Below are 26,376 nucleotides of genomic sequence, written 5' to 3'. Positions count from 1 at the left end.
CACCGAGCCTAGGCGAGGTGCCGAGTGTTGGGGCAAGAGCCCTTTGGTTACTTTGGGGCTTTTCCAAAGTGACCCGCCGTAAGGGCGGAACCCTAAGCCGCCGTTACCGCAGCAACGGATATGTACTCGCTCAACTCCAACGACATGGTCGGCCCGAAGGCCGCCACGGGAGCAAGTCGAATCGTCGCACCGCCCCTCCGACATTTTTGAACAGCGTCAGGCGTTAGCCAGATTCGCCAGTTCAGCCCCTGAAACGTAGCGCTCCAGATTCGCCAAGAACGTATCGGCAATCTCGTTGCGGCTATTGGTCGAAATCGCTGACGTGTGCGGCGACAACCGTACCCGTGGGTGGCTGTACAGCGGGTGCCCGTCCGGCAAGGGCTCCGGCTCGGTCACGTCGAGCGATGCCAGGCCGATCTGGCCGTTATCCAGGGCCTCCAGCAACGCCTCCTGATCGAGCAGGCCCCCACGTGCGATGTTGATCAGGTGCAGGCCCGGCCTGGCGCTGCCCAGCACATCGCGGTTGATGATATGTCGCGTGGCGTCGGTCAGTGGCGCGGCCACCACCAGGTGGTCGGCGCGGGCGAACAGGTCGTGGATGTCCTGGGCGGCGTCCACGCCGGCGCCGAACGGTGCCTGGCTCTGACGCAGCGCGACCACCTTGATGCCCAGGCCCAGGGCTTTTTGCGCCAGGCTTTCACCAATCGCGCCAAAACCAAGGATGCCCAGGGTGGTGCCCTTGAGGGGGCGCAGGGCGGTGAAATTCCATTGCGAGTCCTTCACCCAGATGTCCGGCAAATGCTTGGAGGCGGCAAAGATCGCTGCCAGGGCGAATTCGGCCAGGTTGTCGGCGGCGCTGCCTCGGGAGGTGGTCACCGGCGGGCCGTTGAACAGCCATTGCGGGTAGAAGTCGATGCCCGATGAGACCAGGTGCACCCATTGCGCGCCGTAGGGCCAGCCCGGTGGCGGGGTGTCCGGGGCGGTGTAGCCGCGCACGTTGATCGGGCGCAGCAGCAGGATATTCGCCTGGGGCGGCAGGTCGCTTGGCACGCCTGCCGGCACGCCGATCACCTGGGCTCCGGGGTGGATCGCAGTGAGGCGCGTGCGGATCACGTCGTTGTAGTCTTCGTCCAACTGGCTGGCAATAATCACCTGGGTCATGTGCGTTCCTTCTGGCGTTGGGCGAACACGGCTTTACCGACGCCTTGCAGCACCGCATCGTTCTGCGGGGTATGCACACGACTGCACAGCACATCGCGGTAGTGGCGTTGCAGCGGGCTATGGCGTGACAGGCCGGGGTTGCCGGAGGCCTCGATGGCCAGCTCCACGGCGCGGATGGCGTTGTGGGTGACCAGGTACTTCAACTGCGCGGCATTGGCGGCCGGGGTGTGGCCGTCGGCGGCGGCGTCGAGCAGGCTGCGGTTGGCGAACAGCAGGGTGTCGATATGGCCGACGGTTTCCTGGAAACGCGGCAGTGTCGACAACGCCGCACCGAGATTGGATGGCTGGCGCTCTTCCAGCCAGTTCACCAGCCAGTCCCGCGCAGCCTGGGCCACGGCGTCATACACCGAGGACAGCAGCACCGACATCCACAGGAAACCCTCGGCATCCAGTTCCGGTTGCGGCGCGCTCCAGGGGCTGACGCTGACGGCGTGGTCCAGTGGCACCAGCACATTGTCGAGCACCACTTCATGGCTGCAGGTGGCGCGCATGCCGAGGTGGTCCCAGGTGTCGATGATGCTTACGCCGGGGCTGTCCTTGGGCACCAGCCAGGCGCCCACCAGCGGGTCGGCGTCATCGCTGCGCGCCCATACGCTGAACCAGCTCAGGCCATGGCTGCCGGTGGAGTAGATCTTGCGCCCGCTGATGCGCCAGCCCTCGGCAGTGCGCACGGCAGTCGTCGCCGGCAGCCCGCCACGGGCCGGGGTGCCGAGGTCGGGTTCGACGCGCAGGGCATTGATCAATGCACCGTCGCGCACCGCGTCCTCGGCCACTCGGGTACGCAGGTGGGGCGGCCAGGTCTTGCTGTCTTGCAGGCGCGTGTGTTGCAGGTATTGCATCACCAGGATCAGTGCGGTGGACGGTTCGCCCTTGGCAATCGCACTGATCGCCTTGCGCGCCTGGGGCAGGCTGGCACCACCGCCGCCGAGGGCCTTGGGCACGGTGAGGGCGACCAGGCCATGGTCGTGCAGCCGCTGGAAGTTGGCATGGGGGAAGGCGCCGCTCTCGTCATACAGGTGCGCGGTGCCGGCCAGCTCGGCGCTGAGGCGTTCGAGCAGGGCCTCGAAGTTGGCGACCTCCACGGAGCGTAGAGACGGTTGGGTCATGAGAATGTACTCGGTCAAAATGTGGGAGGGGCGCTGGGCCTAGATGGCGATGCGTACAGGCTGTTGGCCCAGCAAGCGCTCCACCACCTGCACCACCGGCTCGGCTTCGGTACGCACCAGCCAGTCCGGGCTGACGTCCACGAACGCCACCGTGCCGTCCTGGGCAATCACCACCACGGTCGGTTGCGGCAACTCCCAGGTTCCCGTACCGGTGGTTTCACCGATGTGATTGCCCTTGGCCAGGGCTGCATTGCGCGAGGCTTCGTCGAAGCTGTAGAGGATGCCCAGGCGGCGACCGAGTTGGTTGTCCGGGTCGCTGGCCACCCGCAATTGCAGGGCGTGGCGGCTCTTGATCTCAACCAGGCGTTCAGGCACTTGCGGGCTCACCGCGACCAGGGGCACGCCCAGTTCGCGCAGGCGTGGGTAGAGTTGGCGTTCGTAATAGGGCAGGGCGATATTGCACGCCGGGCAGCCGGCAAAGCGGAAGAAGATCAGCACCGCCGGGCCGTCGGCCAGCAGCCGTTCGCGGGTCAGTTCGCCGCCTTCCACAGTGAGCAGGGTGAAGGGGTCCAGTTCATCGCCGAGCTGCACGTAGTCGTCTACCCGTGCTTCATCCACCAGGCGCTGGCGCTGGTCGATATTGACCTGCAACGCCGCCGGTGCCCAGGTCGCTACACGCTCGGCGTGCAGCGCCGCCAACTGACGGTTGAGGGACTCGCTCATGCCAGCGCCTCCTGTTGCGTTTCGACCTCGGCGGTGACGCTGTAACGGTTGGCCGGCACGTCCAGGCCAAGGTTGTCGCGCAGGGTGTGGCCGGCGTATTCGCTACGGAACAGGCCACGCTGTTGCAGCACCGGCACCACCAGTTCGGTGAAGTACTGCAAGCCGTCCGGCAGCACCGAGTTGATGATGAAACCATCGCTGGCACCGCGTTCGAACCAGGTCTGGATCGCGTCGGCGACTTGCTCCGGGGTGCCGACAAAATCACGCTTGGGCCGCGAGAAGCGCAGCGCCACTTCGCGCAGGGTCAGGCCTTCGTCCCTGGCCAGTTGCTTGATGCGGTCGGAGCCGCCTTTCTGGCTGTTGGCGCCCAGGTCGCCGAGTTCCGGGAAGGGCGCGTCCAGCGGGTACTGGCTGAAGTCATGGTCGTTGAACGGGCGGCCGAGGGCGACGATGGCGTCTTCCACGGTGACCAGCTCCACCGCCTGCTGATAGCGGCTTTCCACTTCGGCCTCGTCGCGGCCGACAATCGGGCGGATGCCCGGCAGGATCGACAGGCTGTCGGCGTCGCGGCCAAAGCCCTTGGCGCGGCGCTTGAGGTCCTGGGTATAAGCCAGGCCTTCTTCAATGCTTTCCACATGCACGAAGATGGCGTCAGCGTTCTGCGCCGCAAAGTTACGCCCATCTTCGGAGGTGCCCGCCTGAAAAATCACCGGCTGGCCCTGGCGCGAGCGCGCAATGTTCAGCGGGCCTTTGACCGAGAAAAACTCGCCTTTGTGGTTCAGCGCATGCAGCTTGCCCGGGGTAAAGAATTCACCGCTTTGCTTGTTGTAGGCAAAGGCGTCGTCTTCCCAGGAGTCCCACAGGCCCTTGACCGTGTTCAGGTGTTCCTTGGCGATGCGGTAGCGCACGGCGTGGGGTGGGTGTTCGGCCTTGCCGAAGTTGTCGGCGGTGCCGCTGAGCCATGAGGTCACCACGTTCCAGCCGGCGCGCCCGCCGCTGATATGGTCCAGGGACGCGAACTGGCGCGCCACCTGGTAGGGCTCGGTGTAGCTGACGGTCACGGTGGCCACCAGGCCGATATGCGTGGTCAGTGCGGCCAGGGCCGAGAGGATGGTCAGCGGCTCGAAGCGGTTGAGGTAATGCGGGCTGGACTTGGCGTGGATGTGCAGGCTGTCGGCGATGAACACGAAGTCGAACTTGGCCGCTTCGGCGAGTTCGGTCTGCTGTTTGTAGAAGCCGAAATTCGTACTGGCATTCGGTTGCGCCTGCGGATGGCGCCATTCGCCCCAGCCGTGTCCGACACCGTGGACCATGGCGCCCAATTTCAAATGGCGGGGTTTCAATGGATGTGGCGTGCTCATGTTCTGCTCCTTCAGCGTGATGCTTGGTTGTTGGGGGCGCGCTTGGCGTTAAAGCTCGTGTCGAAGCCCTGGGACACGTCGATGTGCCGGGGCAGCAGGCCTTCTTGCTGGTAGGTGTCGGCGGTGGCCTGCAGGCCACTGATCACGCTGTCGTCAATCAGCACCGGGCTCAGGCGGGTTTCCTTGGCCACGGCCACATGCACGGCCAGCGGCAGCCCGGTGATTTTGGCCTGGGCGGCGGCGTACTCGTCGGGGTGGGTATTGGCCCAGGCGTAGGCGCGGTCGACGCGGGCGACAAAATCGTCCAGCTGCGTGCGCTTGTCGGCGATGGCCTGGCGGGTGGCGGCGAGGTACAGGTGGTTGCTCAACAGCGTGTTGCCGCTGGCCAGGATCCGCGCCTGGCTTTGGGACGTGACGACGGTGGTGTAGGGGTCCCAGGTCGACCAGGCGTCGACGGTGCCGTTATCCAGCACCAGGCGCGACTCGCTGGGCAGCAGGAAAATGAACTGCACATCCTTAGTGGTCAGGCCGGCCGTGGCCAGGGCCTTGATCGCCAGGTAGTGGCCGATGGAGCCGCGGCCGGTGACGATTTTCTTGCCCTTGAGGTCTGCCACCGTCTTGATCGGCGAATCCTTGGGCACCAGCAGGGCGGTGGTGTTACGCCCTTCGGCGTGAATGATGCTGACCACCTTGAGCGAAGCGCCAGCGCCAAGGGCAAACACGTAGGGCGCATCGCCCAGGGCACCGATATCCACGGCACCGGCATTCAAGGCTTCGCCCAGGGGCGAGGCGGACGGGAATTCCGACCACTGGATTTCATAGGGCACGTTTTTCGTTTCGCCGGCGACTTCCAGCAGCGTCTTGATCGTCGATTTCTGATTGGCCACCCGCAGCGGTTGCAGGTCGGCGGCGTGGGCGCCGGTGGCCAGGCCAAGGACCAGGGCGGTGCCCAGGAGCAGGCGTTTGAACGGAGTGGAAAAGACCATGGGATGCAGGCTCCAGGCAGATCGATAAAGGGTTCGGCTACCTCCGCCTGGAGAAGGGGTCGGTGAGGAGTTCACGTTATGCCCATAAAAACCTGCTGTGAAAGTCTTTTTGGTTATATGTTAATTATGAAAAATATTAAGATAATTTGTTATCTAATATGCGTTTTATGTATTTTTAAAGTGCGTAATTGCGGCTGGGGTGCCTGGGTTTCCAAAGGGACGGTGCCAATCGCTCTCAGCGCAGGTTTGCATAGTGCGAAGTTGTCTAGGCCACTGTCATTCTTCACAGGTGTCCAGGCGTTGCGCCGGGCAGAAAATGACAGTACGCAGCCAAGTCAGCTGCGAGTAAACGATGGGGGTATTTTTACCCTCTCAGCGAACCAGTGAGGATTCGTCATGTGCAAATTATTGGCAACCACATGCGTCATGTTCAGTCTGCTGTTCGGTGCCCAGTTCAGCGTGGCCTCGCAAATGGAGGCGGGTGTCCACGCCATGCAGTCTCAGTTGAGCGGTAGCTCGGGGACGGTTTCTTGCACCGACACAGAAGAAAGAAAGTAACGCAGTACCCCCGCCCCATCAGCCCTGGGGCAGCGCCTGCTCCCGCAATGGGGGCAGGCGTGCCTGGGGTCAAATGACGTAAAACCCATGGGTCCCATCGCGGGCCAGTTGCTCCACCAGACCGAACTCCCAATCCAGATAAGCCTGCATGGCTTCCCTGGGGTTGTCGGTGCCTTCGTACGGCCGGCGGTAGCGGTCGATACGCGGCGAGGCCAAGTGGGTTTCGCCTTCTTCCAGTGGCAGTTGCGCGTTGATCCAGGCGGCGGTGCCGTCTTGCAGCAGGAACACCTGTTTGCCGGTGATCGCTTCGACTTCGGCCACGGCCAGGCGCGCCAGTTGGCTGCTGCCGCAGGTCAGCACATAACGCTGGGCGGCGGGTACCTTGGCCAGGGCCTCGGGCAGTTGCGCACGCAACGCCCACCAGGCGCCGGGGATATGGCGCTTGACGTAGTTGGCGCTGGCGGTGAAATCCAGCACCACCGTGTCGCCATGGGCGAGCCATTCGGCGAGGGTATGCGGGCTGATCAGTTCGGCCTGGGGCGGCGCGGGCACCGGGGCGACCCAGGCGCCTTTCGCGCTGAAATGCGCTGCCTGCAGGTCATCCAGCACATGCACCTCCCAGCCCAGTTGGGCCAGCCAGGACGCGGACATATTCGCCCGCACGCCATCGTCGTCCGCCAGTACCAGGCGTGCCCCGCGCACGCTGGCGACATGGTCGGTTTCCTGTACCAGCTGGCCGCCCGGTGTGGAGCGTGCGCCGGGCAGGTGGCCAGCTTCGAATTCTTCCGGGGTGCGCACATCGAACAGGTAGGTGGTGCGGGTGGTGTCCTGCTGCCAGGCTTGCAGGTCGGCCAGGGTGGCGCGGCCGACGCGGGCCTTGTCGGCGACGCGGCGGGCATCGACGGCAGCGATCTGACGATGTTCTTCCGAGGTCGGGGCAAAGCGCCGCGACTGGCCGTGGGCGAGCTTCTGGCCGGCCAGGGTCCAGCCGATGGTGCCATTGCGCAGCGCAGACACCGGGTTGGCCACGCCGGCATTGATCAGCGACTGGGTGCCGATAATGCTGCGGGTGCGCCCGGCGCAGTTGACGATGATGCGGGTGGCCGGGTCGGGCACCAGTTCGCGCGCGCGCAACACCAACTCGGCACCGGGTACGCTGATGCCGGTGGGGATGCTCATGGTCTGGTATTCGTCGAAACGGCGGGCGTCGAGCACCACCACATCGGCCTGGCTGTCGAGCAGCGCCTGCACTTCTTCAGCGGCGAGGGACGGCGTGTGGCGCTCGCTTTCCACCAGCTCGCCAAAGGCCTTGCTCGGCACGTTCACATCGATAAACAGCTCGCCACCGGCCTGGCGCCAACCGTCCAGGCCACCTTCCAGCAGGCTGACCTGGGTATAGCCCAGCGCAACCAGGCGTTCGGCGGCACGGGCGGCCAGGCCTTCACCGTTGTCGTAGACGGTGACCTGGGTATCGCGGCGTGGAATGCGCGAGTACACCTCCAGTTCCAGCTTGGACAGTGGGATATTCGCCGCAAACAGCGGGTGGGATTCGGCAAACGGCGCTTCTTCGCGCACGTCCACCAGGGCGACTTCTTCACGGTCCAACAGGGCCTGGCGAATCCGGGCAAAGCTACGGGTCGATACGGTGGTCATAGGGCAGGGCTCTTTTCTTTGGACAAATCCCAGATATTCGGGAGGAAGGCGTTGGAATAACCGGAGATAAACAGTTTCTCGCTGCCGTCGGGCTGGTACACCGCACGGCGCACCGCGCCGATATTGGCGCCGTACACATGAATGCTGATCGACACCTGGTCGCTGTGGGCGTTGCTCACCTGATGGATGTCGCCGACCTTGGGCGACACCGCCTCGACCTGGCCCGGCACCAGTTGAATCGGCTGGCCTTCGGCGACCAGGCTGCCGTCGGGTGCGCGTTGGAAGCCTTGGGAGAACTCTGCGCCGCGCAGCATGCCGATCAGCCCCCAGACCCGATGGTCGTGGATCGGCGTGCGTTGCCCCGGCCCCCAGACAAAGCTGACGATGCTGAAACGCTGGCGCGAATCGGCATGCAGCAGGAACTGCTGGTAGCGCTCGGGGTCGGGGTGGGCAAATTCATCGGGGAGCCAATCGTCATGGCTGACCAGTTGCGCCAGCAGCTTGCCGCCACGGTGCAACAGGTCGCCTTCCCGTGGGTTGCCGTCGATCAATTCCGCCAGGGCGCCTATGAAGGCTCTGAGTCTCTCGGGGTGTCGGGCCTGGGTCATGGCACTTCCATCGTGTGGTCGCAGGGATAGGTTTATCTAAGCATAATGTTTATAGTTAATATGCTATTTTTTAATGATTAGCTTATAGCTGAAGGTAATTTAGAACCGGTCTGAATAGCGTTAGACGTTATCGATTGCAGCGCGGGCTATTCACGCCACGTTCCTGCAACTATGCTTCACACACATCTTAATGACTGTTCTCTATGTGCGGCCCAAATGAAAATTGACGATATCGATGCCTTTGTCGAAGTGATTCGTTGCCAGTCCATCAGCCATGCCGCCGAGTCGTTGCAATTGACCCAGCCGGCCATTACCCGCCGCGTGCAGAACTTCGAGCAGGCGCTGGGCGTGGAGCTGTTCGACCGCAACACCAAACCCCTCAAACCGACGTTGATCGGCACCCGTGTCTATGAGCAGTGCCGGCTGATCCTGCGCGAGATGGATGCCCTGCGCGAACTGGTGGCTACCGACGCACCGCCCACCGGCCTGTTGCGCCTGGGGGTGCCGCAGACCATCGGCGATGTGGTGCTGCTGGACGCGCTCAAGCACCTGCGCAGCGAATACCCCGACTTGCGTGCCCAGGTCGCCACCGGCTGGGGCAGCCAGTTGGTGGGCAAGATCGAACGCGGCGAACTGGATGCGGCGGCGGCGCTGTTCCCGGCAGGCAAGATCTTCCCGGACAACATCGTCGGCGAGTCCATCGGCAAGATGGAACTGGTGGTGGTCTGCGCCAAGGCCCAACTGCCGAAGAAACCCTGCAAGCTGGCCGATGTGTACCAGAATGGCTGGGTCCTCAACCCGGACGGCTGCGGCTTCCGCGCCGGCTTGCAGCGCACCTTGTCCGATCAGGGCCTGGCCCTGCGGGTCAACCTGGAGACCTTCGGCACCGAACTGCAACTGGGCCTGGTGGCCGACGGCCTGGGCTTGGGCCTGGTGCCACGGCCGTTGCTGGAACGCAGTGCGCACCGTGAGCAGCTGGCGGTGATGCCGCTCAAGGATTTCAAGCCGGTGATGGATCTGTGGCTGATCTATCCGCACTTCCTGGGCAACCTGCAGGCGCCGGTGGATGCATTTGGCAAGCGGGTGGCGGCGTCGTTGCATAAAGTCCGCGACGCCGCGTAACCCTGTGGGAGGGGGCTTGCCCCCGATGACGGCCTCTGGGCCGACCATTTTTTTGGATTGGACCGGGTACATATCCGTTGCTGCGGTAACGGCGGCTTAGGGTTCCGCCCTGACGGCGGCTCACTTTGGAAAAGCCCCAAAGTAAGCAAAGGGCTCTTGCCCCACCACTCGGCACCTCGCCTAGGCTCGGTGTGCCCGGAATCCGACAGTGATTTGGGGGGCCGCCGCCACGCGCCATCCATGGCGCGGGGCGGCTAAACCGGCATCCCTGCCGGTTTACCCCCCAAATCACTGTCGGATTCCGGCCAGCGTGGTTAACGGGGCGCCTGAGATCAAGATCAAGATCAAGATCAAAAGCAAGATCAAGGGCGGCTCGCTTCGCATCGGTGTTAGCGTTGCGGGAGATACTCATGGCCATCGGGGGCAAGCCCCTCTTATCAAACTTAAAATAACTGAATGATTTTAGGGGGTTAAAATTTCACCCTGAAGTCTTGAGTCTTGCCTGAACAATTTCAGGCGACCGCATTCTTGTGGCAAGCCCGCTCGCCACAGTTTGCTGCGCGACAGCGCTGTGTCGAAGAGGTCGTGGGATCTACCACATTTGCCCTGAATTATTGGTAAGGGTTATATGAAAAAAAATAATAATTAGCTTAGATTAAAATGTGCTTTTTATTATTTTTGACCATCCCCTAGGCTTGCCTGGAAGTCCTTAAGGCCATCCAGGAAGTTTTGCCATGAGCAGCGTCACCTCGATCACCAACCTCACCAGCAATGTTCGCCAGCGCGTTACCCCGCAAGAGTGGGAGGTGCGCGTCAAACTGGCCGCCGCTTATCGCCTGGCCGCTTTGTACAAGTGGACCGACCACATCTACACCCACTTCTCCGCCCGCGTGCCGGGGCCGGAGGAGCATTTCCTGATCAACGCCTTCGGGTTGTTGTTCGATGAAATCAGCGCGTCCAACCTGGTCAAGGTCGACCTCGACGGCACTATCGTCGATGACCCTACCGGCCTGGGCATCAACTACGCCGGTTATGTGATCCACAGCGCGATCCACGGCGCACGCCATGACCTGCAGGCGGTGCTGCACACCCACACCCGCGACGGCATTGCGGTGTCGGCGCAGAAGGACGGCCTGCTGCCGATCTCCCAGCATTCCATTGGTTTTTCCGGGCGCGTGGCGTACCACGGGTATGAAGGCGTGGCCCTCGACCTGGACGAACGCGAGCGGCTGGTGGCGGACCTGGGCGACAAGAGCGTGATGATCCTGCGCAACCATGGCTTGTTGACCGCCGGCGTCAGCGTTGAACATGCGTTTGCGCAGCTGCAACAGTTGGAGCGCGCGTGCAATATCCAGGTGGCGGCGCAGGCGGCGGGGAATGCGGAGTTGATCTTCCCGCCTGCCGAAGTGGTGGAGAAAGTCGAACAACAGGCCAAGGTGTTTGCCAGTGGCGAAGGACCGGGGGTGGCGCGGCATTGGAATGCGCTGATTCGGCAGTTGGAGCGGACTGATACCGATTACAAGAACTGATGTGAAGATCAAAATGTGGGAGGGGGCTTACACCCCCTCCCACATGGGTTTTGTGGTGTTCTTGCTTATGCGACCTGTTTGGCCTGCTCGCGTTCAGCAATCAGCTGCCGGGTGAGGGGGATCAACCGCTTGCCATAGTCGATCGCATCATTGAGCGGATCAAACCCACGGATCAGGAAGGTGGTGATGCCGAGGTCGTAATAATCGACCAATGCCTCTGCCACCTGTTCGGCGGTCCCCACCAACGAGGTGGAGTTGCCCTGCGCCCCCAGCAACCCGGCAATCCCCGTCCACAAACGCTTGTCCAGCCGCGAGCCCTGTGCCGCCGCCGCCAGCAGCCGGCGCGAGCCTTCATTCGGCGGTTCACGCCGCACAAAGCCATTCTTCTCGGCCAACTCGGTGGCCTGTTGCAGGATGCTGTCGGCGCGCGCCCACGCCAGCTCTTCGGTCGCGGCCAGGATCGGTCGCAGCGACAGGCTGAAGCGAATCGTACGCCCATGCCTGGCCGCTTCGGCGCGCACCTGGGTCACGATCTCGCGGACCTGCTCATAGGTTTCGCCCCACAGCGCGTACACATCGGCATGCTTGCCCGCCACTTCAATCGCGGCCTTGGACGATCCGCCAAAGTACAGCGGGATATGCGGCTGCTGCGGCGACTTCACCGCGGAGTGGGCGCCTTCGACCTGGTAGTAGGTGCCGGCAAAGTCGAAGGGCTGATCGCTGGTCCATTCCTGGCGGACCACGCTCAGGTATTCATCGGTGCGCGCATAGCGTTCGTCCTTGCCGATATGGCTGCCATCGGCGCGCAGTTCGCGGTCGTCGCCGCCGGTGATGATATGCACGGCGGTGCGCCCGCCATTGAACACATCGAGGGTGGCGAACTGGCGGGCGGCCAGGGTCGGTTGGGCGAAGCCCGGACGGTGGGCGATCAGGAACTGCAGTTTTTTCGTCACGCTGGCGGCATGGGCGGCGATCAGCGTGCTGTCCGGGCTGTTGGAATGGAACGCCACCAGCGCGCGGTCGAAGCCGGCGTCTTCGTGGGCGCGGGCCACGGTTTCCACGTAGTCCGGTTGCAGGGTAGGGCCGCTGCGTGGGTGGATCTCGGAAGCGTGGTGACCGCCGATATAGCCGATGAATTCAATGCTCATGGTCTGTCCTTGTCGAGTAGGGGTGAATACCTCCGCCGGGCAGGGGGTCGGTCATGCTCGTCCACGGTAGGGGCCGCGACAGCCGCTGTAAAATGCCGTTTGGTTCTAACCTAATTATTAAAATATAGAATCATATTTGTGTGTGGTGATCAGTAAATTGCATTTTGAGCGCGTTGCTGACCCTAGATAACGTTGTGTTTTTGCCGGGCCTGAGGTCTGATGAGCGCCGAAAACGGCACGTCGAAGGTTAAGCAGTGATGCGGGCAGAACTTGCGCAATATGGCGGCATTACCGTCATGATTCCGGCCGCACTGGTGATTGCTGTCTGGTTAAGGTATTCCACGCCGTGGGCATTGCGGGCCTGGATAATAACCGTAGGTACGACTTATTCGATTGTGGCGGCCAGCAAGTTGCTGTTTAAAGGCTGGGGCTTATCGTCCCAGCACTTGGATATTGCTGTAATAAGTGGCCATGCCATGAACACCTGTTTGATGGTCACGGTGGCAACGAGTTTGTTGGCCCGCCAGTTCAACCAGGCCTGGCGTTGGCCGGCGGCGCTGGCGGGGTTAGTGATAAGTATCGGGTTCAGTGCTTATTGTGTCGCGCCTTATATACATCCGCTGAATGAAGCCCTGGCCGGTGCCGCACTGGGTGCGACAGCGGCCAGTGTGTTCCTGTGGCGTATTGATGCCGCGCCCATCAAGGTATCCCCCGTGTTCATCGGCGGCGGGCTGGTGTTTTTGCTGGTCTGTGGGCTGGTGCCCAAGTACAACGCGGAGTGGCTGCTCAACCGCGTCGCAGTGACCCTCTCAGGTGCCGACCAGGCCCATCAGGAGCCTGCCTGGCGCCTGGAAACCGCGCACCGGAAGGCCGAGTAGGTCGCCAGGTCCAGCGCCAGGTTGCTTTCCACCATCAGCGCCAGCAAGGTCGTCTGCGCGTTGAAGCGCCGCGCATTGCCACGGCGCTGCGCGCGTTTCATCTGCTGGAACAGTGCATGGGTGATCTGCTGCGGGGAGCTGCCGCGCAACAGGTCCAGCCAATGGCCGATGACCCGGGTGTTGCGCTGGTACTGCGCGCCCTGCACCGGTTCGGCAAACCCCTCGAACATCCCCGTCAGCCTGCGCAACGCATAGCCGCGTCTCAAGCCCGCCCACAGGCTCATGGCCGCTCCTCGGTGCCGCAGATATTGGCCAGCAGTTCGGCCGTCTTGACCTGCATGAACTGGCTGTCGCCGCGACTTTCCACGCACAGGCACACCGACAATGGGTCACTGACCTGCAACTTGAAGCGCCAATCGGCGAACACCATGGAAAACCCGGCACCGGACGCGTCGCTGTCCAGTGAGTTATCGGCATACAACACCTGCAGGCGTTCGACGACATGGGATGAATCATGCACTTCCACTTGAATATTTCCCGAAGAAGGAAATAGGCCAATACGCTCTACCAATAACTTTGACGTGTTCATGGCCGTCCCCTGTCTGGTGCATTCAAATCGCACTTTATTATGGGACGGTACAAAAATACCGGAATGTTAGTTTTAGTCGGTTAATGCCGGGATTGTTATTTTTTGTCTTGCGCGATAGATGGTCTCGGTTTGTAGGCTGTGGTCATAATTACTCGGTCGTTAGTTGCAACTGATTAAATAAGGTCGTCCCTTTTGCCGAAGAATAAGTGTGCGGTGCGTGGGAGGTTGCCTTGTTCAAAAAGATATTGATTGTGTGCATCGGCAACATCTGCCGCAGCCCCACGGCGGAACACTTGCTGGGGGCCGCACTGACGTCCTCCGGAATCACGGTGAGTTCGGCGGGCTTGGCGGCGTTGCGTGACCATCCGCTGGAACCGACGGCCGGGCAAGTGCTGCAGGAGCATGGACATGTTCCCCGGGCACACAAGGCGCGGCAACTCAGCGTTGAAGCCGTGAGTGAGGCCGACCTGATCCTGGTGATGGAGCAACGGCACATCGACGGCGTGCTCGGCCTCGCTCCCGAGGCGCGGGGCAAGGTCTTCCTGTTGGGCAAGTGGCAGCACGATCGCGAGATCACCGACCCCTATCGCCAGGGCAAGCCCGCCTTTGTGCAGGCCTATGCCTTGATCGAACAGGCCGCACAGGCCTGGGCCCAGCGCCTGGCGCGCTGACGCTCCCTCTTTAAACGATTGCAAGGACGAAGACGCGATTTATGTATTCACCCCAGAACGCTTCCCCTGAAAGCCCTCACCGTGACGAGATCGATGTGCTCGGCATGCTTGGCACCCTGATCGATCACAAATGGCTGATCGCTGGGATCACCGGCACCTGCATGCTGATCGGTGCCGCCTACGCGATTCTGGCGGCGCCGGTGTTCCAGGCGAATGCGTTGATCCAGGTGGAGCCGAAGAAGAACGACATGCTCGGTTTCTCCGACGTCAGTAGCCTGCTGGGCAAGGAATCGCCGGCGGTGACCGAGATCGAGCTGATCAAGTCGCGCACCATCATTGGCAAGACCGTCGATACCCTGGCGTTGGACATCACCATCACGCCGCAGCATTTTCCGTTGATCGGTGGCTTCCTCGCGCGGCGTTATGCGCCTGAACACAAGGGCGATATTGCGCCGCCGCTGTTCGGTTTCAGCCGCTGGTCGGCAGGGGGCGAGGCCCTGGCGCTGAGCAGTTTGAACCTGCCGACGGCGTTGCTCGGGACCACCCTGGTACTGGTGGCCGGCGAGGCCCAGGCCTACACGTTATTTGATGAGGACGGCGTCGAGATCGCCGCAGGAAGCGTCGGCGTGCCGTTTGCCGCCGACGGCGTCGAGGTGCTGGTCAAGGAGCTGCGGGCCAATCCGGGCGCGCATTTCAAGATCGTACGCAAGCCGCGCCTGGACGCGGTGGCCGACTACCAGGACCTGCTCACCGTGATCGAACGCGGCAAGGAGTCGGGCATCATCAGTCTGTCCCTGGAGAGCACGCGCCCGACCCTGGCGGTGCGGACGCTGAATGAAATCTCCAACCTGTATGTGAAGCAGAACGTCGACCGCACTTCGGCCGAGGCGGCGCAGAGCCTGTCGTTCCTCAATGACCAGTTGCCCCAGGTGCGTCGCGACCTGGAGAAGGCCGAGAACGCCTTGAACCGCTTCCAGACCCGCAGCAAATCCATCGACATCAGCCTCGAAGCCAAGGCCGTGCTCGACCAGGTGGTGGCCCTGGACACCGGCATCTCCGAACTCAAGCTGCAACAGGCCGAGATGGACCGCAAGTTCACGCCCCAGCACCCGGCTTATCGCGCCTTGATCGCCAAGCTGGCGGAACTCAATGCCAAGCAGGCGCAGATGACCAAGCGCGTCGAAGGCTTGCCCACGACCCAGCAGGAATTGCTCAGCCTGACCCGCGACGTGCAAGTGGGCACCGAGATCTACACCCAGTTGCTCAACCGCTCCCAGGAGCTCGACGTAATGCGCGCCGGCACCGTGGGCAACGTGCGTTTGATCGACAGTGCCGATGTCAACCTGGCCAAGCCTGTGGCGCCGCGCAAGGTCATCGTGGTGCTGCTGGCGATGCTGCTCGGCGGCATGCTCTCGGTGGGCATCGTGCTGGTGCGCAGCCTGCTCAACCGTGGCCTGGAAAGCCCGGATGAGATCGAGAAACTCGGCCTGCCGGTGTACGCCTCGATCCCCTTCAGCCTGTTGCAAAAGGCCGAGGAAACCAACGCGGCCAAGGGGCGTTCCGGCGCGCCGTCGCTGCTGGCGGTCAATCACCCCCATGACCTGGTGATGGAAGCCATGCGCAGCCTGCGCACCAGCCTGCACTTCGCCATGCTCGAGGCCAGGAACAACCGCCTGATGATCACCGGCCCGAGCCCCGAGGTGGGCAAGACGTTTGTCTCGGCCAACCTGGCGGCGATTGTCGCGCAGTCGGGCCAGCGCGTGCTGCTGATCGATGCCGACATGCGCAAGGGCTACGTGCACAAGATGCTCGGCAAGGCGGTGGAGGCGGGGTTGTCCGACCTGCTCGCCAAGCGCTGTGATCTGCAGGAAGCGATTCACCCGACCGCCGTGGAGCGCTTCGATTTCATCGGTCGTGGGCAGATCCCGCCCAACCCGTCGGAACTGCTGATGCACCCCAACTTTGCTGCGCTGCTGGCCGACGTCAGCGAGCGCTATGACCTGGTGATCATCGACACGCCGCCCTTGCTGGCGGTGACCGATGCCGCGATTGTCGGGCGCCAGGCCGGCACCAGCCTGATGGTCACCCGTTTTGGCGTGAACTCGGCGAAGGAGATCGAATTGACCCTGCGCCGCTTCCATCAGAACGGCATCGAGCTCAAGGGCGCGATCTTCAATGGTGTGGAAAAACGCCGGTCCGCCAGCTACGGCTATGGCGACTACGGCTACTACAGCTACGCCTATCAGTCCGACAAGGCCTGATGACCATGAGCAAAGTGCTTGAAATGCCACGCTCGTTGTCGCGACGGTTTCGCCTCAACGTGCTGAGCTACGGCTACACCCAACTGGTGACGCTGGCGGCGCAACTGGTGCTGGTGCCGTTCTTTCTGCACGCCTGGGGCACCGGGCGCTATGCCGATTGGCTGGTGCTCACCGGCATTCCGTCGATGCTCAGCCTGCTGGACCTGGGGGTGGCCCAGGCGTCGGCCACCAGCGCCACGCTGCGTGCGAGCCAGGGCGATTTGCCGGGGGCGCGACGCAGTGTGCAGACCGCGCTGGCCTTTACCCTGGCGGTGGTCGCGCTGGTGCTGGTATTCGCCCTGACCTTGGGCCAGTGGCTCGACTGGGTGTCACTGCTTGGGCTCAAGACCTTGACCGCCGAGCAGGCCGGCCTGGTGGTGCTGTTCATGTCCGGCTACCTGTGCACGCGCTTGCTGGGTGGGCCGATCGACGCCTGGTTTCGCACCATCGACAGAACCGTCGGCGGCGTCTTCATCATGGCCAACCGCAGGACCCTGGACATTGTGCTGTCCATCGTCGTGCTGCTGCTGGGTGGCTCCGAACTGCAATTGGCCCAGGGCATGTTTTTCAGCCAGGTGCTGTTCCTGGTGCTGGTGACCCTGTTTGTGCGGCGGATTTCACCCTGGCCGCTGCTGGGGCTGGGGTCGGCGTCCTGGGCCGAGTTCCGTGGTATCTGGAAACCGGCGCTGGGCAGCGCGGCGATCCCGCTGGCGCAGGCGATCACCCTGCAAGGCGGCCTGCAAGTGCTCAACCAGATCGCCGGCCCGGCGGTGGTGGTGGGTTACACCATGGCGCGCACCCTGATGCGCCTGATCATCCAGTTGGGCATCACCTGCAGCAACGCCCTGACCCCGGAGATCTCGCGGCTGGCCGGGCGCGGCGAGTTCGAACAGGCACGACGCTTTACCCAGCGCGCCAGCTCCCTGGTACTGGGCCTGTGCCTGCTGGTGTATGCCGCGGGGATCTGGGCCGGGCCGCAGGTCATCCTGCTGTGGAGCCATGGCCTGGTGCAGGTCGATCGCCTGTCCTTGGCGCTGATCGGCTCCCATACGATTTTGAATGTGGCCTGGTTCATCCTCGCGGCGATGCTGATTTCCACCAATCGCCACACCCTCACCTCAGTGATCTATGCGCTGAGCAGCGTGGCAGCCTTGCTGCTGTGGCTGGCATGCAAGGAGCGCATCGATCCGCTGCTGGGCGCGTCGCTGTTGCTGTCGCTGCCGGAACTGGTGGTGTTGGTGTACCTGCGGGTGATTCGCGTGGGGGAGGTCGGCCCATGATGCTGTCCCAGGCGCGCCTGACCCTCTACCTGCCGCTGACGTTCTTCGCCTTGCCCCTGGCGCTGAGCAACAACCTCTCGCAACCGGTGGCGTTGCTGCTGTTGCTGCCGTTCGTGGTGTACGCGGCGCGTGGCTTTACCCGCGCGCTGCCATTGCTGGCGCTGGTGGTTGCGTCCAGTGTGTTGCAGGTATTGGTGAGCAGTGGGGCGAACATCTCGCTGTACCAGTTCCTGCGTTCCGGCATTCCGTTTTTCTATTTTGTGCTGCTGTTGGCCGGGTACAGCTATGTGTTGGCCAATGTGGAAAAAATCGCGCGGGCCCATAGTGTCAACTACCGGCGCATCCTCGAACGCATCATCTACATCTTCGCCCTTGGCCAGTTGCTCCAGGTCAGCCTGTATGGCGTGGGCATCGACCTCACCAACGCGGCGTCCAAGTCCAGCGACGAAGTCGGGCGGATCATGTTGTTCCCCACCAGCTCGGCGGTGCTGCTGTTTTTCTATGCCTGTTGCCAGCGCAGGATCGGCCTGATGCTGATTCTCGCGGTCACGCTGCTGGCGGCCGGGTCCAAGACCATCCTCGCGGCGATGGCGGTGATGATCCTGTTGTCGGCGATTACCCAGCGCAAGCTCAAGTCGTTGGCGGTGCTGGTGGTGGCCATCGGCGCGCTGGGCACGCTGACGTTCTATGCCAGCCCCTTGGCGGTGTCGCGCTTTGCCACTTACCTGTTCGAGGAGAAGGGCGAGGACGTGACCCGTGCGTTCGAGATCGCCCATGCCAAGGAATCGTTTCTCGACAACCCGGCCACGGTGTTCCTGGGCAATGGCCTGGCCAAGCAATTGACCCCCGGCGTGCCCACCAATGACGAGCGCTGGTTCGAGAACTCCAAGTTCGATATCGAGAACGGCTACTGGGGCGTGACCGCCAAGCTGGGAGTGCTCGGCGTGGCGCTGTTTTGCCTGCTGTTCAGCGGTTTGCCGCGCAGCCCGGTATCCCTGGCCGTGGTGGCGATCCTGCTGATTTTCTCGTTCAAGACCAGCTACCAGTTCTTTACCACTTTCGATGGCAGCTACCTGCTGGTGTGGTCGATGTTCATCGGCCTGCTCAACAAGGCTGCGCCTGCACGCCAGGCGGTTTACCCCAATTACTTACTGAAACAGGCTGGATCATGAACGCACCTGCTAGCCCCATCAGGGCCGGGATACTGACGTACCACTTCAGCGAAAACTTCGGCGCGGTGCTGCAAGCCTATGCCTTGCAGCGCTGGTTGCAGCAACAGGGCTTGCAGGTGAGCCTGATCAACTACCACCCGGCCTACGTGGAGGATGGCAGCGAGATCCGCCAGCTGTGCAACCCGCGCCAGCTCAAGGCCAACCTCAAGGCCCTGTACCTCAAGGCCCTGGCGTTGAAAACCCGGGTGCTGGGGCCGAATGCCCAGTCGCGCCAGTTCGAGGCGTTCAAGACGCGCTTCCTGAATATCCAGGCGCCGCGCTACGCCCACGCCCACCAGCTCCACCAGGCGGTGGCCGGCCAGCAGTTGCTGGTGGCCGGCAGCGACCAGATCTGGAACCCTTCGGGCCAGACCGGCCTCGACCCGGCGTACTTCCTGGCCTTCGACTGCGACAAGGCGATCCGGCGCATCTCCTACGCCGCAAGTTTCGGCAAGGAATACCTGGAGCCGCAGTACCACGCCGAAGCCGAGGGCCTGCTCAAGCAACTGTCGGCGATCAGTGTGCGCGAGGAGAGCGGGGTGGGCATCGTGCACCAGGTCTCGGGGCTGGCTGCCCAGTGCGTGCCGGACCCGACGCTGCTGCACCGCGACTATTCGGCGCTGCTCGCCACGTCCACCCAGACCCGCACCGGCCACGTGTTCTGCTATGCGCTGCGCACCGGCGTGGGCGTGCGCGAAGTGGCCCAGGCGCTGTCGCGGCAGGTGGCCGGGCCGATTGTCTCGCCGTACAACGCGCACCGGCGCTGGCGGCAGATCGGCGAGACCGTGCAGGTGGGCCCGCAGGATTGGCTCAAGTTGCTCAAGGAGAGCGCCTACGTGGTGACCAACTCCTTCCACGCCACGGTGTTCGCGATCATTTTCGAGAAGCCGTTTATCGCCGTGGGGTTGCCGGGCAACAAGGCTTCGCTGAACGCCCGTGTGCGCAACCTGCTGGAGAAGCTGGAGCTGTCGCAACGCTTCCTGCCGGCAGACGATGCCGACCAGGTGCACGCCTTGATCGCGGCGCCCATCGACTGGGTGGCGGTGCGGGCCCGGCGCCAGGCCCTGCAACAGGTGGGCGAGCGCTACCTGTTGGAACAACTGGCGGCGATCCGGTCATGAGCGACTTCGCGCAACTCAAGTACGTCGACACCCTGCCGCGCAGCAACAAGGCGCGCCGGCTGTTGTGGGGCATCGTCTACCAGCTGCTGTTTCGTCCCACGCCGCGCTGGATGCTGCACAACTGGCGGCGTTGGTTGCTGCGCTGCTTTGGCGCCAAGGTCGGCGTGGGCTGCCGCATCGCGCCCACGTGCAGCATCTGGGCGCCGTGGAACCTGGAGATCGGCGACTACACCGCCATCGGCGATGGGGTCGATGTGTACGCCATGGCCAAAATCACCCTGGGCTCCAAAGTCACCATCAGTCAGCGCAGCTTCCTGTGCACCGGCAGCCACGACACCCGTAGCCTGCTGCGGCCCCTGGTGACCCGCGAGATCGTGATCAAGGACCATGTGTGGGTCGCCGCCGAGGCCTTTATCCACCCCGGTTGTGTGTTGGAGGAGGGCTGCGTGGTCGGCGCGCGCTCGGTGGTCACGGCCAGCCAGCCGGCCTGGATGATTTGCGTCGGTGCGCCGTGCCGCCCCCTCAAAACGAGAGACATCGCACTATGAAACAGGTGAAACCCATGATGGATAAGGCATGGAAGTTGATGTATTTCGTCAGCGAGTTCTTTCGCGACATGCTCACGTTTATTCGCCACAACGGCTACTCGCCGCTGGAAAGCCGTAACAAGAAGCTGTTCTACAAAATCCTCATCGAAACCCACACCGTGGAAAAGGGCCTGTCCCTCAAGGAACCCAAGCCGCTGTTCGGCAAGGACAAGATCAACGGCATCATCCATATGCTCAACGAATACGACCGCACGTATTCGGCGCTGCCGGTGGAGATGGCCCTCGGCGCGTTCCAGGGTTACCTCGAGCTGCACCGCACCCTCGGCATCAGCGACGACTTCGTGTTTTACCTGGATGCCTATGTGGAGCACCTCAAGCGCGACGGCACCGCCGGCAGCGGCGGTATCAAGCGTGCGGCGCCGTGGCTGGGCAATGGCGGGCTGGATGCCAAGGCGTTCCTGCAATCGCGCTCCAGTTGCCGCATGTTCCAGGCCGGCAAGATCGACAGTGGCCTGCTGACGTCCCTGGTGGAGCTGGCGCAGTCGTCACCCTCCCAATGCAACCGGCAGTCGTCGCGGGTGCATGTGTATCAGGACCGCGCGGTGATCGCGCAGCTGCTGGAGCTGCAAGGCGGCTCGCGCGGGTTTGCGCAGTCGGTGGACAACCTGTTTGTGGTCACGTCCGAAGTCACCGCCTGGGGCGGCGCCGGGCAGCGCAACCAGCTTTACGTCGACGGTGCGTTGTTTTCCATGGGCCTGCTGCTGGCCTGCCACGCCAATGGCCTGGGCGCGTGCCCGCTGAACCTGGCGATCCTCAATTCGGTGGAAAAGAAGATCCGTGGCATCGGCGCCATCCCGACCAGCGAGCGGTTGATCATGATGATCGCCGTGGGGCTGCCCCTGGAAAGCCACTTCCGGGCCGCGCGTTCACCGCGCCGGCTCACCACCGAAGTCCTGCAGATGCACGGTGGCTGATATGAAGCGCGAAACCGTCAGTGTGATCATCCTCACCTACAACGAAAGCCTGCATATCGCCCGGGCCATCGAGTCGGTACGGGCCTTCAGCGACGAAGTGCTGGTGGTCGATTCGTTTTCCACCGACGACACCTGCGACATCGCCCGGCGCCATGGCGCGCTGGTGGTGCAGCACGCCTTCGTCAACCAGGCCAAGCAGTTCCAGTGGGCGCTGGATCACCTGCCGATTACCGGCAACTGGACGATGCGCCTGGACGCCGACGAAATCATCGAGGCCGACCTTGCCGCCGCGATCAATACCCGGCTGCCGACCCTGGCCCGCGACATCACCGGCATCAACTTCAAGCGCAAGCATATCTTCATGGGGCGCTGGGTGCGCCATGGCGGCCGCTACCCGTTGAAGATGCTGCGGCTGTGGCGCACCGGCCAGGGGCGCATGGAGGACCGTTGGATGGACGAGCACATCTCGGTCGCCGAGGGCCGCACCATCACCCTCGACGGCGGGTTTGCCGACCATAACCTGCATGACTTGACCTTCTTCACCCACAAGCACAACCAGTACGCCACCCGCGAAGCGATTGAAGTGCTTAACGCGCGGCTGGGGCTGTTTGCGATACGCGATGAATTGCATGCCGGGCAGAGTTCGTTCCAGGCCAAGGCCAAGCGCCTGGTCAAGAACCGCGTGTACAACCGCGTGCCGTTCACCCTCAGTTCCACCGCGTATTTCCTGTGGCGCTACATCATCCAGCTGGGGTTTCTCGATGGCCGCAGCGGCCTGGTCTATCACCTGCTCCAGGGCTATTGGTACCGCTTTCTGGTGGGCGCCAAAGTGCTCGAACTGGAAACCGCGATTGCGCACTTAAACGATAAGGAAGCCATTGTCCGGGAACTCTCAAAGTTGACCGGCCATAACTTGAACCTGCCCACACCGAAGTAACTGAGCGTTTTTAACAAACACCCAAGTCTGGGTGTCGGCCTTCGCTCGCCTATCAATTGGGAGACAGACATGAATAAAGTCGCGCTTATTACCGGGATCACCGGTCAGGATGGCTCGTACCTGGCCGAGCTGCTGCTGGAAAAAGGCTATACCGTGCACGGCCTCAAGCGCCGTTCTTCGTCGTTCAATACCCAGCGCATCGATCATATTTACCAGGACCCCCAGGCCCTGCGTAAAAACCTGATCCTGCACTATGGCGACCTGGCGGATTCGTCGAACCTGACGCGTATCATCCAGCAGATCCAGCCCGATGAAATCTACAACCTCGGCGCCCAATCCCATGTGGCGGTGAGCTTCGATTCGCCGGAATACACCGCCGATGTGGATGCCCTCGGCACCTTGCGCATCCTCGAGGCGATCCGCCTGCTGGGCCTGGAAAAGAAGACCCGTTTCTACCAGGCCTCGACCTCCGAGCTGTACGGGCTGGTGCAGGAAACCCCGCAGAAGGAAACCACGCCGTTCTACCCGCGTTCGCCCTACGCGGTGGCCAAGCTGTACGCCTACTGGATCACCGTGAACTTCCGCGAAGCCTATGGGTTGTATGCGTGCAACGGCATCCTGTTCAACCACGAGTCGCCGCGTCGCGGTGAAACCTTCGTGACCCGCAAGATCACCCGCGCCCTGAGCAACATCGCCCTGGGCCTGGAACAGTGCCTGTACATGGGCAACATGGATGCACTGCGCGACTGGGGCCACGCCAAGGACTACGTGCGCATGCAGTGGATGATGCTGCAACAGGAACACCCCGAGGACTTTGTCATCGCCACTGGTGTGCAGTATTCGGTGCGCGACTTTATTCGCTGGTCGGCGGCGGAACTGGGGCTGCATCTGCGCTTTGTCGGCGAGGGCGTGGAAGAGGTGGCGGTGGTCGAGCGGATCGACGGCGACCTGGCGCCGGGCATCCTGGTGGGCGATGTGATTGTACGCGTCGACCCGCGTTACTTCCGCCCGGCGGAAGTCGAGACGCTGTTGGGCGACCCGTCCAAGGCCAAGCGCCTGCTCGGCTGGGTGCCGGAAATCAGCGCCCAGGAAATGTGCGCGGAGATGGTCCGCGAAGACCTCAAGGTCGCCCAGCGCCACGCCTTGTTGCGCCTGCACGGGCATGACGCACCGATTGCCGTGGAGAACTGAGCATGGCACGTGACTTTGATGCGCGGATCTTCGTGGCCGGCCATCGCGGCATGGTCGGCTCGGCCATCGTGCGGCGCCTGTGGGCCTTGGGCTACACACAGTTGCTCACGGCCGGCCGTGACGAACTGGACCTGCTCGACCCGGCCGCGGTGCAGGCGTACTTCGCCCGGCACCGTGTGGACCAGGTGTACCTGGCGGCCGCCAAGGTCGGCGGGATTCACGCCAACGCAACGTACCCGGCCGATTTCATCTACCAGAACCTGATGATCCAGGCCAACGTGATCCACGCCGCCCACAGCCATGGCGTGGAGAAGCTGTTGTTCCTCGGCTCGTCCTGCATCTACCCGGTGCATGCCCCGCAACCGATGATCGAAGCGGTGTTGCTCGACGGCGCGCTGGAGCCCACCAATGAACCCTACGCGGTGGCCAAGATTGCCGGGATCAAGCTGTGCGAAAGCTACAACCGCCAGCATGGCCGCGATTACCGCAGCGTGATGCCCACCAACCTGTACGGGCCGGGCGACAACTACCACCCGCAGAACAGCCATGTGATCGCCGCCTTGCTGCGGCGCTTCCATGAGGCGACCCAGCGCGGCGATGAGGAAGTGGTTATCTGGGGCAGTGGCAAGCCACGGCGCGAGTTCCTGCATGTGGATGACATGGCGGCGGCCAGCGTGCATGTGATGGAGCTCAGCCAGGAACGCTACCGCGAGCAGACCCAGCCGATGCGTTCGCATTTGAACGTCGGTACCGGGGTGGATTGCACCATCGCCGAACTGGCCCAGGCGCTGGTGCGGGTCACCGGCTTCAAGGGGCAGTTGCGCTTTGACGCGAGCAAGCCCGACGGAGCACCGCGCAAGCTGCTGGATGTGAGCCGGATCAATGCCCTCGGCTGGGAAGCCTATGTGCCGCTGGAAGAGGGCCTGCGCGACGCCTACAACGCCTACCTCGCGGCCCTCGAACAGCCTCGGGGCCACTGATGAAGATCCTCCTGTACGGCATCAACTACAGCCCGGAGCTCACCGGCATCGGCAAGTACAGCGGTGAACAGGCGCGCTGGCTGGCGGGCCAGGGCCATGAGGTGCGAGTGGTGACGGCGCCGCCGTATTACCCGCAGTGGCAGGTGGGCGAGGGCTATTCGCCGTGGCGCTTTCGCACCGAGCAGGACGACGGCGTGACGGTGATTCGCTGCCCGCTGTATGTGCCACGCCAGCCCACGGCGTTGACGCGCCTGCTGCACCTGATGAGCTTTTCTGCCAGTTCGTTTTTGGCGGTCATGGGGCAGTGGGGCTGGAAACCGGACCTGGTGATCCTGGTGGTGCCCACGCTGTTTTGTGCGCCCCAGGCACTGTTGTTGGCCAGGCTCAGTGGCGCGCGCTCGGTGCTGCATATCCAGGATTACGAAGTGGACGCGATGTTCGGCCTCGGCATCGGTGGCGGCTCCCTTGTGCGGCGCCTGGCGTTTGGGCTTGAACGCTGGCTGTTGCGGCGCTTTGACCGGGTCTCGACGATTTCCAGCGGCATGCTCGACAAGGCCCGGTGCAAAGGCGTGAACGGCAAGCGCCTGCTGTTCTTTCCCAATTGGTCGGAAACCGCCCGCTTTCGCCAGGTGCCTCGCAGCCCCGGGCTGCTGCAGCGCCTGGGTGTGGCGCCGGGCCAAAGGGTGTTGTTGTACGCCGGCAATATCGGCGAGAAGCAGGGCCTGGAGCTGATCCTTGACGCCGCCCAGGCCTATGCCGATCGCCCGGAGCTGGTGTTCCTGATCGTCGGCCAGGGCACCGGCAAGGCCCGCTTGCTCGAGCGTGTACAGCGCGATGGCCTGCGCAACGTGCTGTTTGCGCCGTTGCAGCCCTACGAGGATTTGCCGGTGCTGCTGGCCTCGGCCGACGTGCACCTGGTGATCCAGAAGCGCGGGGTAGCGGACGCGGTGCTGCCTTCCAAGTTGACCAATATCCTCGCGGTGGGCGGCCACGCCATCATCACCGCCGACCCCGGCACCACCCTCGGCCGCCTGTGCGAGGAACACCCGGGCATTGCGGTGCTGGCTGAACCGGAGTCCGTCGCGGCGCTGAACATCGGGATCGAGCGGGCACTGGGATTGCCCGCGCGCAATGAGGTGGCGCTGAACTACGCCAAGGAGTTCCTCGACAAGGAACGTATTCTGCAACGCTTTATGGCACAGGTCTGATGGGTATGTGGCTTGATTTACCGACCTTCAATACGGTCGTGGCATCGACGCCGCTGGTGGCGATCGACCTGGTGGTGAGAAACGCCCGTGGCGAGGTCCTGTTGGGCCTGCGCGTCAATCGGCCGGCCTATGGTTTCTGGTTCGTGCCCGGCGGGCGTATCCAGAAAAACGAACACCTCGACAACGCTTTCCGGCGCATCACCCGCGACGAACTGGGACACCCGTTCGAGCGCGCCGAGGCGCGGCTGCTGGGGGTGTACGAGCACTTCTACGACGACAGCGTGTTCGCCAACGCCGGGGCTGGGCCGAACACCCATTACGTGGTGCTCGGCTATTGCCTGGACCTGGGCGAAGGCCAGACCCTGCAACCGCCCACGGAGCAACACCAGCATTACCGCTGGTGGTCCGCAGATGAACTGCGCATCAGCCCGCGGGTGCACGAACACACTCGCGCCTATTTCTGACTCTCTCTC

At 63.0% G+C, this 26,376-nt stretch carries 25 protein-coding genes; 15 read left to right on the top strand and 10 right to left on the bottom strand.

From position 1 onward, the window contains the following. Positions 1 to 216 precede the first annotated feature (216 nt). The 7 genes from AC07OP_RS21255 to AC07OP_RS21225 form a co-directional block, all read right to left on the bottom strand. Entirely contained in the window at positions 217 to 1,161 is a 945-nt protein-coding gene (locus tag AC07OP_RS21255; RefSeq protein WP_495102404.1) for a D-isomer specific 2-hydroxyacid dehydrogenase family protein, read from the bottom strand. After that, complete coding sequence (locus AC07OP_RS21250; RefSeq protein WP_115488255.1) at positions 1,158 to 2,327, bottom strand: acyl-CoA dehydrogenase family protein; 1,170 nt, start codon at positions 2,325 to 2,327, stop codon at positions 1,158 to 1,160. The genes AC07OP_RS21255 and AC07OP_RS21250 overlap by 4 nt, the downstream gene beginning before the upstream one ends. A 39-nt stretch (positions 2,328 to 2,366) precedes the next feature. Continuing rightward, a complete protein-coding gene (locus AC07OP_RS21245) occupies positions 2,367 to 3,050 on the bottom strand; it encodes a peroxiredoxin-like family protein (RefSeq protein WP_495102403.1) in 684 nt (227 codons plus the stop codon). Continuing rightward, complete coding sequence (locus AC07OP_RS21240; RefSeq protein WP_495102402.1) at positions 3,047 to 4,411, bottom strand: LLM class flavin-dependent oxidoreductase; 1,365 nt, start codon at positions 4,409 to 4,411, stop codon at positions 3,047 to 3,049. The genes AC07OP_RS21245 and AC07OP_RS21240 overlap by 4 nt, the downstream gene beginning before the upstream one ends. 11 nt (positions 4,412 to 4,422) lie before the next feature. Beyond that, a complete protein-coding gene (locus tag AC07OP_RS21235; RefSeq protein ID WP_495102401.1) occupies positions 4,423 to 5,397 on the bottom strand; it encodes an ABC transporter substrate-binding protein in 975 nt (324 codons plus the stop codon). 627 nt (positions 5,398 to 6,024) lie between these two features. Next, positions 6,025 to 7,608, bottom strand: coding sequence for a rhodanese-related sulfurtransferase (locus AC07OP_RS21230; RefSeq protein WP_495102400.1), 1,584 nt, complete (start codon positions 7,606 to 7,608; stop codon positions 6,025 to 6,027). Continuing rightward, entirely contained in the window at positions 7,605 to 8,216 is a 612-nt protein-coding gene (locus tag AC07OP_RS21225) for a cysteine dioxygenase family protein (RefSeq protein WP_495102399.1), read from the bottom strand. The genes AC07OP_RS21230 and AC07OP_RS21225 overlap by 4 nt, the downstream gene beginning before the upstream one ends. 216 nt (positions 8,217 to 8,432) lie before the next feature. Here AC07OP_RS21225 and AC07OP_RS21220 point away from each other — a divergent pair, with 216 nt between their 5' ends. Together AC07OP_RS21220 and AC07OP_RS21215 are read left to right on the top strand one after the other, a co-directional pair. Next, complete coding sequence (locus AC07OP_RS21220; protein WP_495102398.1) at positions 8,433 to 9,338, top strand: LysR family transcriptional regulator; 906 nt, start codon at positions 8,433 to 8,435, stop codon at positions 9,336 to 9,338. 734 nt (positions 9,339 to 10,072) lie between these two features. Further along, a complete protein-coding gene (locus AC07OP_RS21215; RefSeq protein ID WP_495102397.1) occupies positions 10,073 to 10,867 on the top strand; it encodes a class II aldolase/adducin family protein in 795 nt (264 codons plus the stop codon). 65 nt (positions 10,868 to 10,932) lie between these two features. Here the strand turns inward: AC07OP_RS21215 and AC07OP_RS21210 are convergent, their stop codons facing one another. Next, on the bottom strand, positions 10,933 to 12,015 hold the full coding sequence (locus AC07OP_RS21210; protein ID WP_115488249.1) for an LLM class flavin-dependent oxidoreductase: 1,083 nt from the start codon (positions 12,013 to 12,015) through the stop codon (positions 10,933 to 10,935). Between the two features lie 257 nt (positions 12,016 to 12,272). Here AC07OP_RS21210 and AC07OP_RS21205 point away from each other — a divergent pair, with 257 nt between their 5' ends. Continuing rightward, positions 12,273 to 12,893: a phosphatase PAP2 family protein gene (locus AC07OP_RS21205; protein ID WP_495102396.1), complete on the top strand. Its 621-nt coding sequence runs from the start codon at positions 12,273 to 12,275 to the stop codon at positions 12,891 to 12,893. Here AC07OP_RS21205 and AC07OP_RS21200 read toward each other — a convergent pair. Both AC07OP_RS21200 and AC07OP_RS21195 read right to left on the bottom strand, forming a co-directional pair. Then, complete coding sequence (locus tag AC07OP_RS21200) at positions 12,845 to 13,177, bottom strand: hypothetical protein (protein WP_027608690.1); 333 nt, start codon at positions 13,175 to 13,177, stop codon at positions 12,845 to 12,847. The two genes, AC07OP_RS21205 and AC07OP_RS21200, sit on opposite strands and share 49 nt — an antisense overlap. Next, positions 13,174 to 13,482: a phosphomannomutase gene (locus AC07OP_RS21195; protein ID WP_223841602.1), complete on the bottom strand. Its 309-nt coding sequence runs from the start codon at positions 13,480 to 13,482 to the stop codon at positions 13,174 to 13,176. The genes AC07OP_RS21200 and AC07OP_RS21195 overlap by 4 nt, the downstream gene beginning before the upstream one ends. Before the next feature lie 230 nt (positions 13,483 to 13,712). Between AC07OP_RS21195 and AC07OP_RS21190 the strand changes: the two genes are divergently transcribed. From AC07OP_RS21190 to AC07OP_RS21135, 12 genes are all read left to right on the top strand, one after another. After that, a complete protein-coding gene (locus AC07OP_RS21190; protein WP_065941932.1) occupies positions 13,713 to 14,153 on the top strand; it encodes a low molecular weight protein-tyrosine-phosphatase in 441 nt (146 codons plus the stop codon). Between the two features lie 41 nt (positions 14,154 to 14,194). Then, the gene (locus AC07OP_RS21185; RefSeq protein WP_495102395.1) at positions 14,195 to 16,414 is read left to right on the top strand and encodes a polysaccharide biosynthesis tyrosine autokinase; all 2,220 of its coding nucleotides are present in this window, start codon (positions 14,195 to 14,197) and stop codon (positions 16,412 to 16,414) included. 5 nt (positions 16,415 to 16,419) lie between these two features. Then, positions 16,420 to 17,733, top strand: a complete 1,314-nt coding sequence (locus AC07OP_RS21180; RefSeq protein WP_495102394.1) for a lipopolysaccharide biosynthesis protein — start codon at positions 16,420 to 16,422, stop codon at positions 17,731 to 17,733. Next, entirely contained in the window at positions 17,730 to 18,905 is a 1,176-nt protein-coding gene (locus tag AC07OP_RS21175) for an O-antigen ligase family protein (protein WP_495102393.1), read from the top strand. Before AC07OP_RS21180 ends, AC07OP_RS21175 begins: the two co-directional genes overlap by 4 nt. Beyond that, positions 18,902 to 20,065 carry a polysaccharide pyruvyl transferase family protein gene (locus AC07OP_RS21170; protein ID WP_495102392.1) on the top strand — a complete coding sequence of 388 codons (1,164 nt, stop codon included), beginning with the start codon at positions 18,902 to 18,904 and terminating at the stop codon, positions 20,063 to 20,065. The genes AC07OP_RS21175 and AC07OP_RS21170 overlap by 4 nt, the downstream gene beginning before the upstream one ends. Continuing rightward, positions 20,062 to 20,613, top strand: coding sequence for an LbetaH domain-containing protein (locus AC07OP_RS21165; RefSeq protein ID WP_027608684.1), 552 nt, complete (start codon positions 20,062 to 20,064; stop codon positions 20,611 to 20,613). The genes AC07OP_RS21170 and AC07OP_RS21165 overlap by 4 nt, the downstream gene beginning before the upstream one ends. Positions 20,614 to 20,627: 14 nt before the next feature. Then, the gene (locus AC07OP_RS21160) at positions 20,628 to 21,587 is read left to right on the top strand and encodes a nitroreductase family protein (protein ID WP_495102391.1); all 960 of its coding nucleotides are present in this window, start codon (positions 20,628 to 20,630) and stop codon (positions 21,585 to 21,587) included. Between the two features lies 1 nt (position 21,588). Then, positions 21,589 to 22,524 carry a glycosyltransferase family 2 protein gene (locus AC07OP_RS21155; RefSeq protein WP_027608682.1) on the top strand — a complete coding sequence of 312 codons (936 nt, stop codon included), beginning with the start codon at positions 21,589 to 21,591 and terminating at the stop codon, positions 22,522 to 22,524. A 69-nt stretch (positions 22,525 to 22,593) separates the two neighbouring features. Next, a complete protein-coding gene (gmd, locus tag AC07OP_RS21150; protein WP_027608681.1) occupies positions 22,594 to 23,715 on the top strand; it encodes a GDP-mannose 4,6-dehydratase in 1,122 nt (373 codons plus the stop codon). Positions 23,716 to 23,717: 2 nt separating this feature from the next. Then, a complete protein-coding gene (fcl, locus tag AC07OP_RS21145; RefSeq protein ID WP_065925164.1) occupies positions 23,718 to 24,695 on the top strand; it encodes a GDP-L-fucose synthase in 978 nt (325 codons plus the stop codon). After that, positions 24,695 to 25,903, top strand: a complete 1,209-nt coding sequence (locus tag AC07OP_RS21140; RefSeq protein WP_495102390.1) for a glycosyltransferase WbuB — start codon at positions 24,695 to 24,697, stop codon at positions 25,901 to 25,903. The genes fcl and AC07OP_RS21140 overlap by 1 nt, the downstream gene beginning before the upstream one ends. A 5-nt stretch (positions 25,904 to 25,908) precedes the next feature. Next, on the top strand, positions 25,909 to 26,367 hold the full coding sequence (locus AC07OP_RS21135; protein ID WP_141155234.1) for a GDP-mannose mannosyl hydrolase: 459 nt from the start codon (positions 25,909 to 25,911) through the stop codon (positions 26,365 to 26,367). Positions 26,368 to 26,376 lie beyond the last annotated feature (9 nt).

Source organism: Pseudomonas sp. GW821-FHT09D08 (assembly GCF_059416305.1).
The sequence above is the reverse complement of the archived record's forward strand: the minus strand, read 5'-3'. Positions and strand labels throughout refer to the sequence as shown.

What these genes read in the sequence shown, in the direction of transcription:
- AC07OP_RS21210 (WP_115488249.1), bottom strand. Translation starts at nt 12,015, where the DNA reads ATGAGCATTGAATTCATCGGCTATATCGGCGGTCACCACGCTTCCGAG.
- gmd (WP_027608681.1), top strand. Translation starts at nt 22,594, where the DNA reads ATGAATAAAGTCGCGCTTATTACCGGGATCACCGGTCAGGATGGCTCG.
- AC07OP_RS21135 (WP_141155234.1), top strand. Translation starts at nt 25,909, where the DNA reads ATGTGGCTTGATTTACCGACCTTCAATACGGTCGTGGCATCGACGCCG.
- AC07OP_RS21195 (WP_223841602.1), bottom strand. Translation starts at nt 13,482, where the DNA reads ATGAACACGTCAAAGTTATTGGTAGAGCGTATTGGCCTATTTCCTTCT.
- AC07OP_RS21200 (WP_027608690.1), bottom strand. Translation starts at nt 13,177, where the DNA reads ATGAGCCTGTGGGCGGGCTTGAGACGCGGCTATGCGTTGCGCAGGCTG.
- AC07OP_RS21140 (WP_495102390.1), top strand. Translation starts at nt 24,695, where the DNA reads ATGAAGATCCTCCTGTACGGCATCAACTACAGCCCGGAGCTCACCGGC.
- AC07OP_RS21205 (WP_495102396.1), top strand. Translation starts at nt 12,273, where the DNA reads ATGCGGGCAGAACTTGCGCAATATGGCGGCATTACCGTCATGATTCCG.
- AC07OP_RS21230 (WP_495102400.1), bottom strand. Translation starts at nt 7,608, where the DNA reads ATGACCACCGTATCGACCCGTAGCTTTGCCCGGATTCGCCAGGCCCTG.
- AC07OP_RS21175 (WP_495102393.1), top strand. Translation starts at nt 17,730, where the DNA reads ATGATGCTGTCCCAGGCGCGCCTGACCCTCTACCTGCCGCTGACGTTC.
- AC07OP_RS21225 (WP_495102399.1), bottom strand. Translation starts at nt 8,216, where the DNA reads ATGACCCAGGCCCGACACCCCGAGAGACTCAGAGCCTTCATAGGCGCC.
- AC07OP_RS21245 (WP_495102403.1), bottom strand. Translation starts at nt 3,050, where the DNA reads ATGAGCGAGTCCCTCAACCGTCAGTTGGCGGCGCTGCACGCCGAGCGT.
- AC07OP_RS21155 (WP_027608682.1), top strand. Translation starts at nt 21,589, where the DNA reads ATGAAGCGCGAAACCGTCAGTGTGATCATCCTCACCTACAACGAAAGC.
- AC07OP_RS21185 (WP_495102395.1), top strand. Translation starts at nt 14,195, where the DNA reads ATGTATTCACCCCAGAACGCTTCCCCTGAAAGCCCTCACCGTGACGAG.
- AC07OP_RS21215 (WP_495102397.1), top strand. Translation starts at nt 10,073, where the DNA reads ATGAGCAGCGTCACCTCGATCACCAACCTCACCAGCAATGTTCGCCAG.
- AC07OP_RS21235 (WP_495102401.1), bottom strand. Translation starts at nt 5,397, where the DNA reads ATGGTCTTTTCCACTCCGTTCAAACGCCTGCTCCTGGGCACCGCCCTG.
- AC07OP_RS21170 (WP_495102392.1), top strand. Translation starts at nt 18,902, where the DNA reads ATGAACGCACCTGCTAGCCCCATCAGGGCCGGGATACTGACGTACCAC.
- AC07OP_RS21180 (WP_495102394.1), top strand. Translation starts at nt 16,420, where the DNA reads ATGAGCAAAGTGCTTGAAATGCCACGCTCGTTGTCGCGACGGTTTCGC.
- AC07OP_RS21250 (WP_115488255.1), bottom strand. Translation starts at nt 2,327, where the DNA reads ATGACCCAACCGTCTCTACGCTCCGTGGAGGTCGCCAACTTCGAGGCC.
- fcl (WP_065925164.1), top strand. Translation starts at nt 23,718, where the DNA reads ATGGCACGTGACTTTGATGCGCGGATCTTCGTGGCCGGCCATCGCGGC.
- AC07OP_RS21240 (WP_495102402.1), bottom strand. Translation starts at nt 4,411, where the DNA reads ATGAGCACGCCACATCCATTGAAACCCCGCCATTTGAAATTGGGCGCC.
- AC07OP_RS21220 (WP_495102398.1), top strand. Translation starts at nt 8,433, where the DNA reads ATGAAAATTGACGATATCGATGCCTTTGTCGAAGTGATTCGTTGCCAG.
- AC07OP_RS21160 (WP_495102391.1), top strand. Translation starts at nt 20,628, where the DNA reads ATGATGGATAAGGCATGGAAGTTGATGTATTTCGTCAGCGAGTTCTTT.
- AC07OP_RS21165 (WP_027608684.1), top strand. Translation starts at nt 20,062, where the DNA reads ATGAGCGACTTCGCGCAACTCAAGTACGTCGACACCCTGCCGCGCAGC.
- AC07OP_RS21255 (WP_495102404.1), bottom strand. Translation starts at nt 1,161, where the DNA reads ATGACCCAGGTGATTATTGCCAGCCAGTTGGACGAAGACTACAACGAC.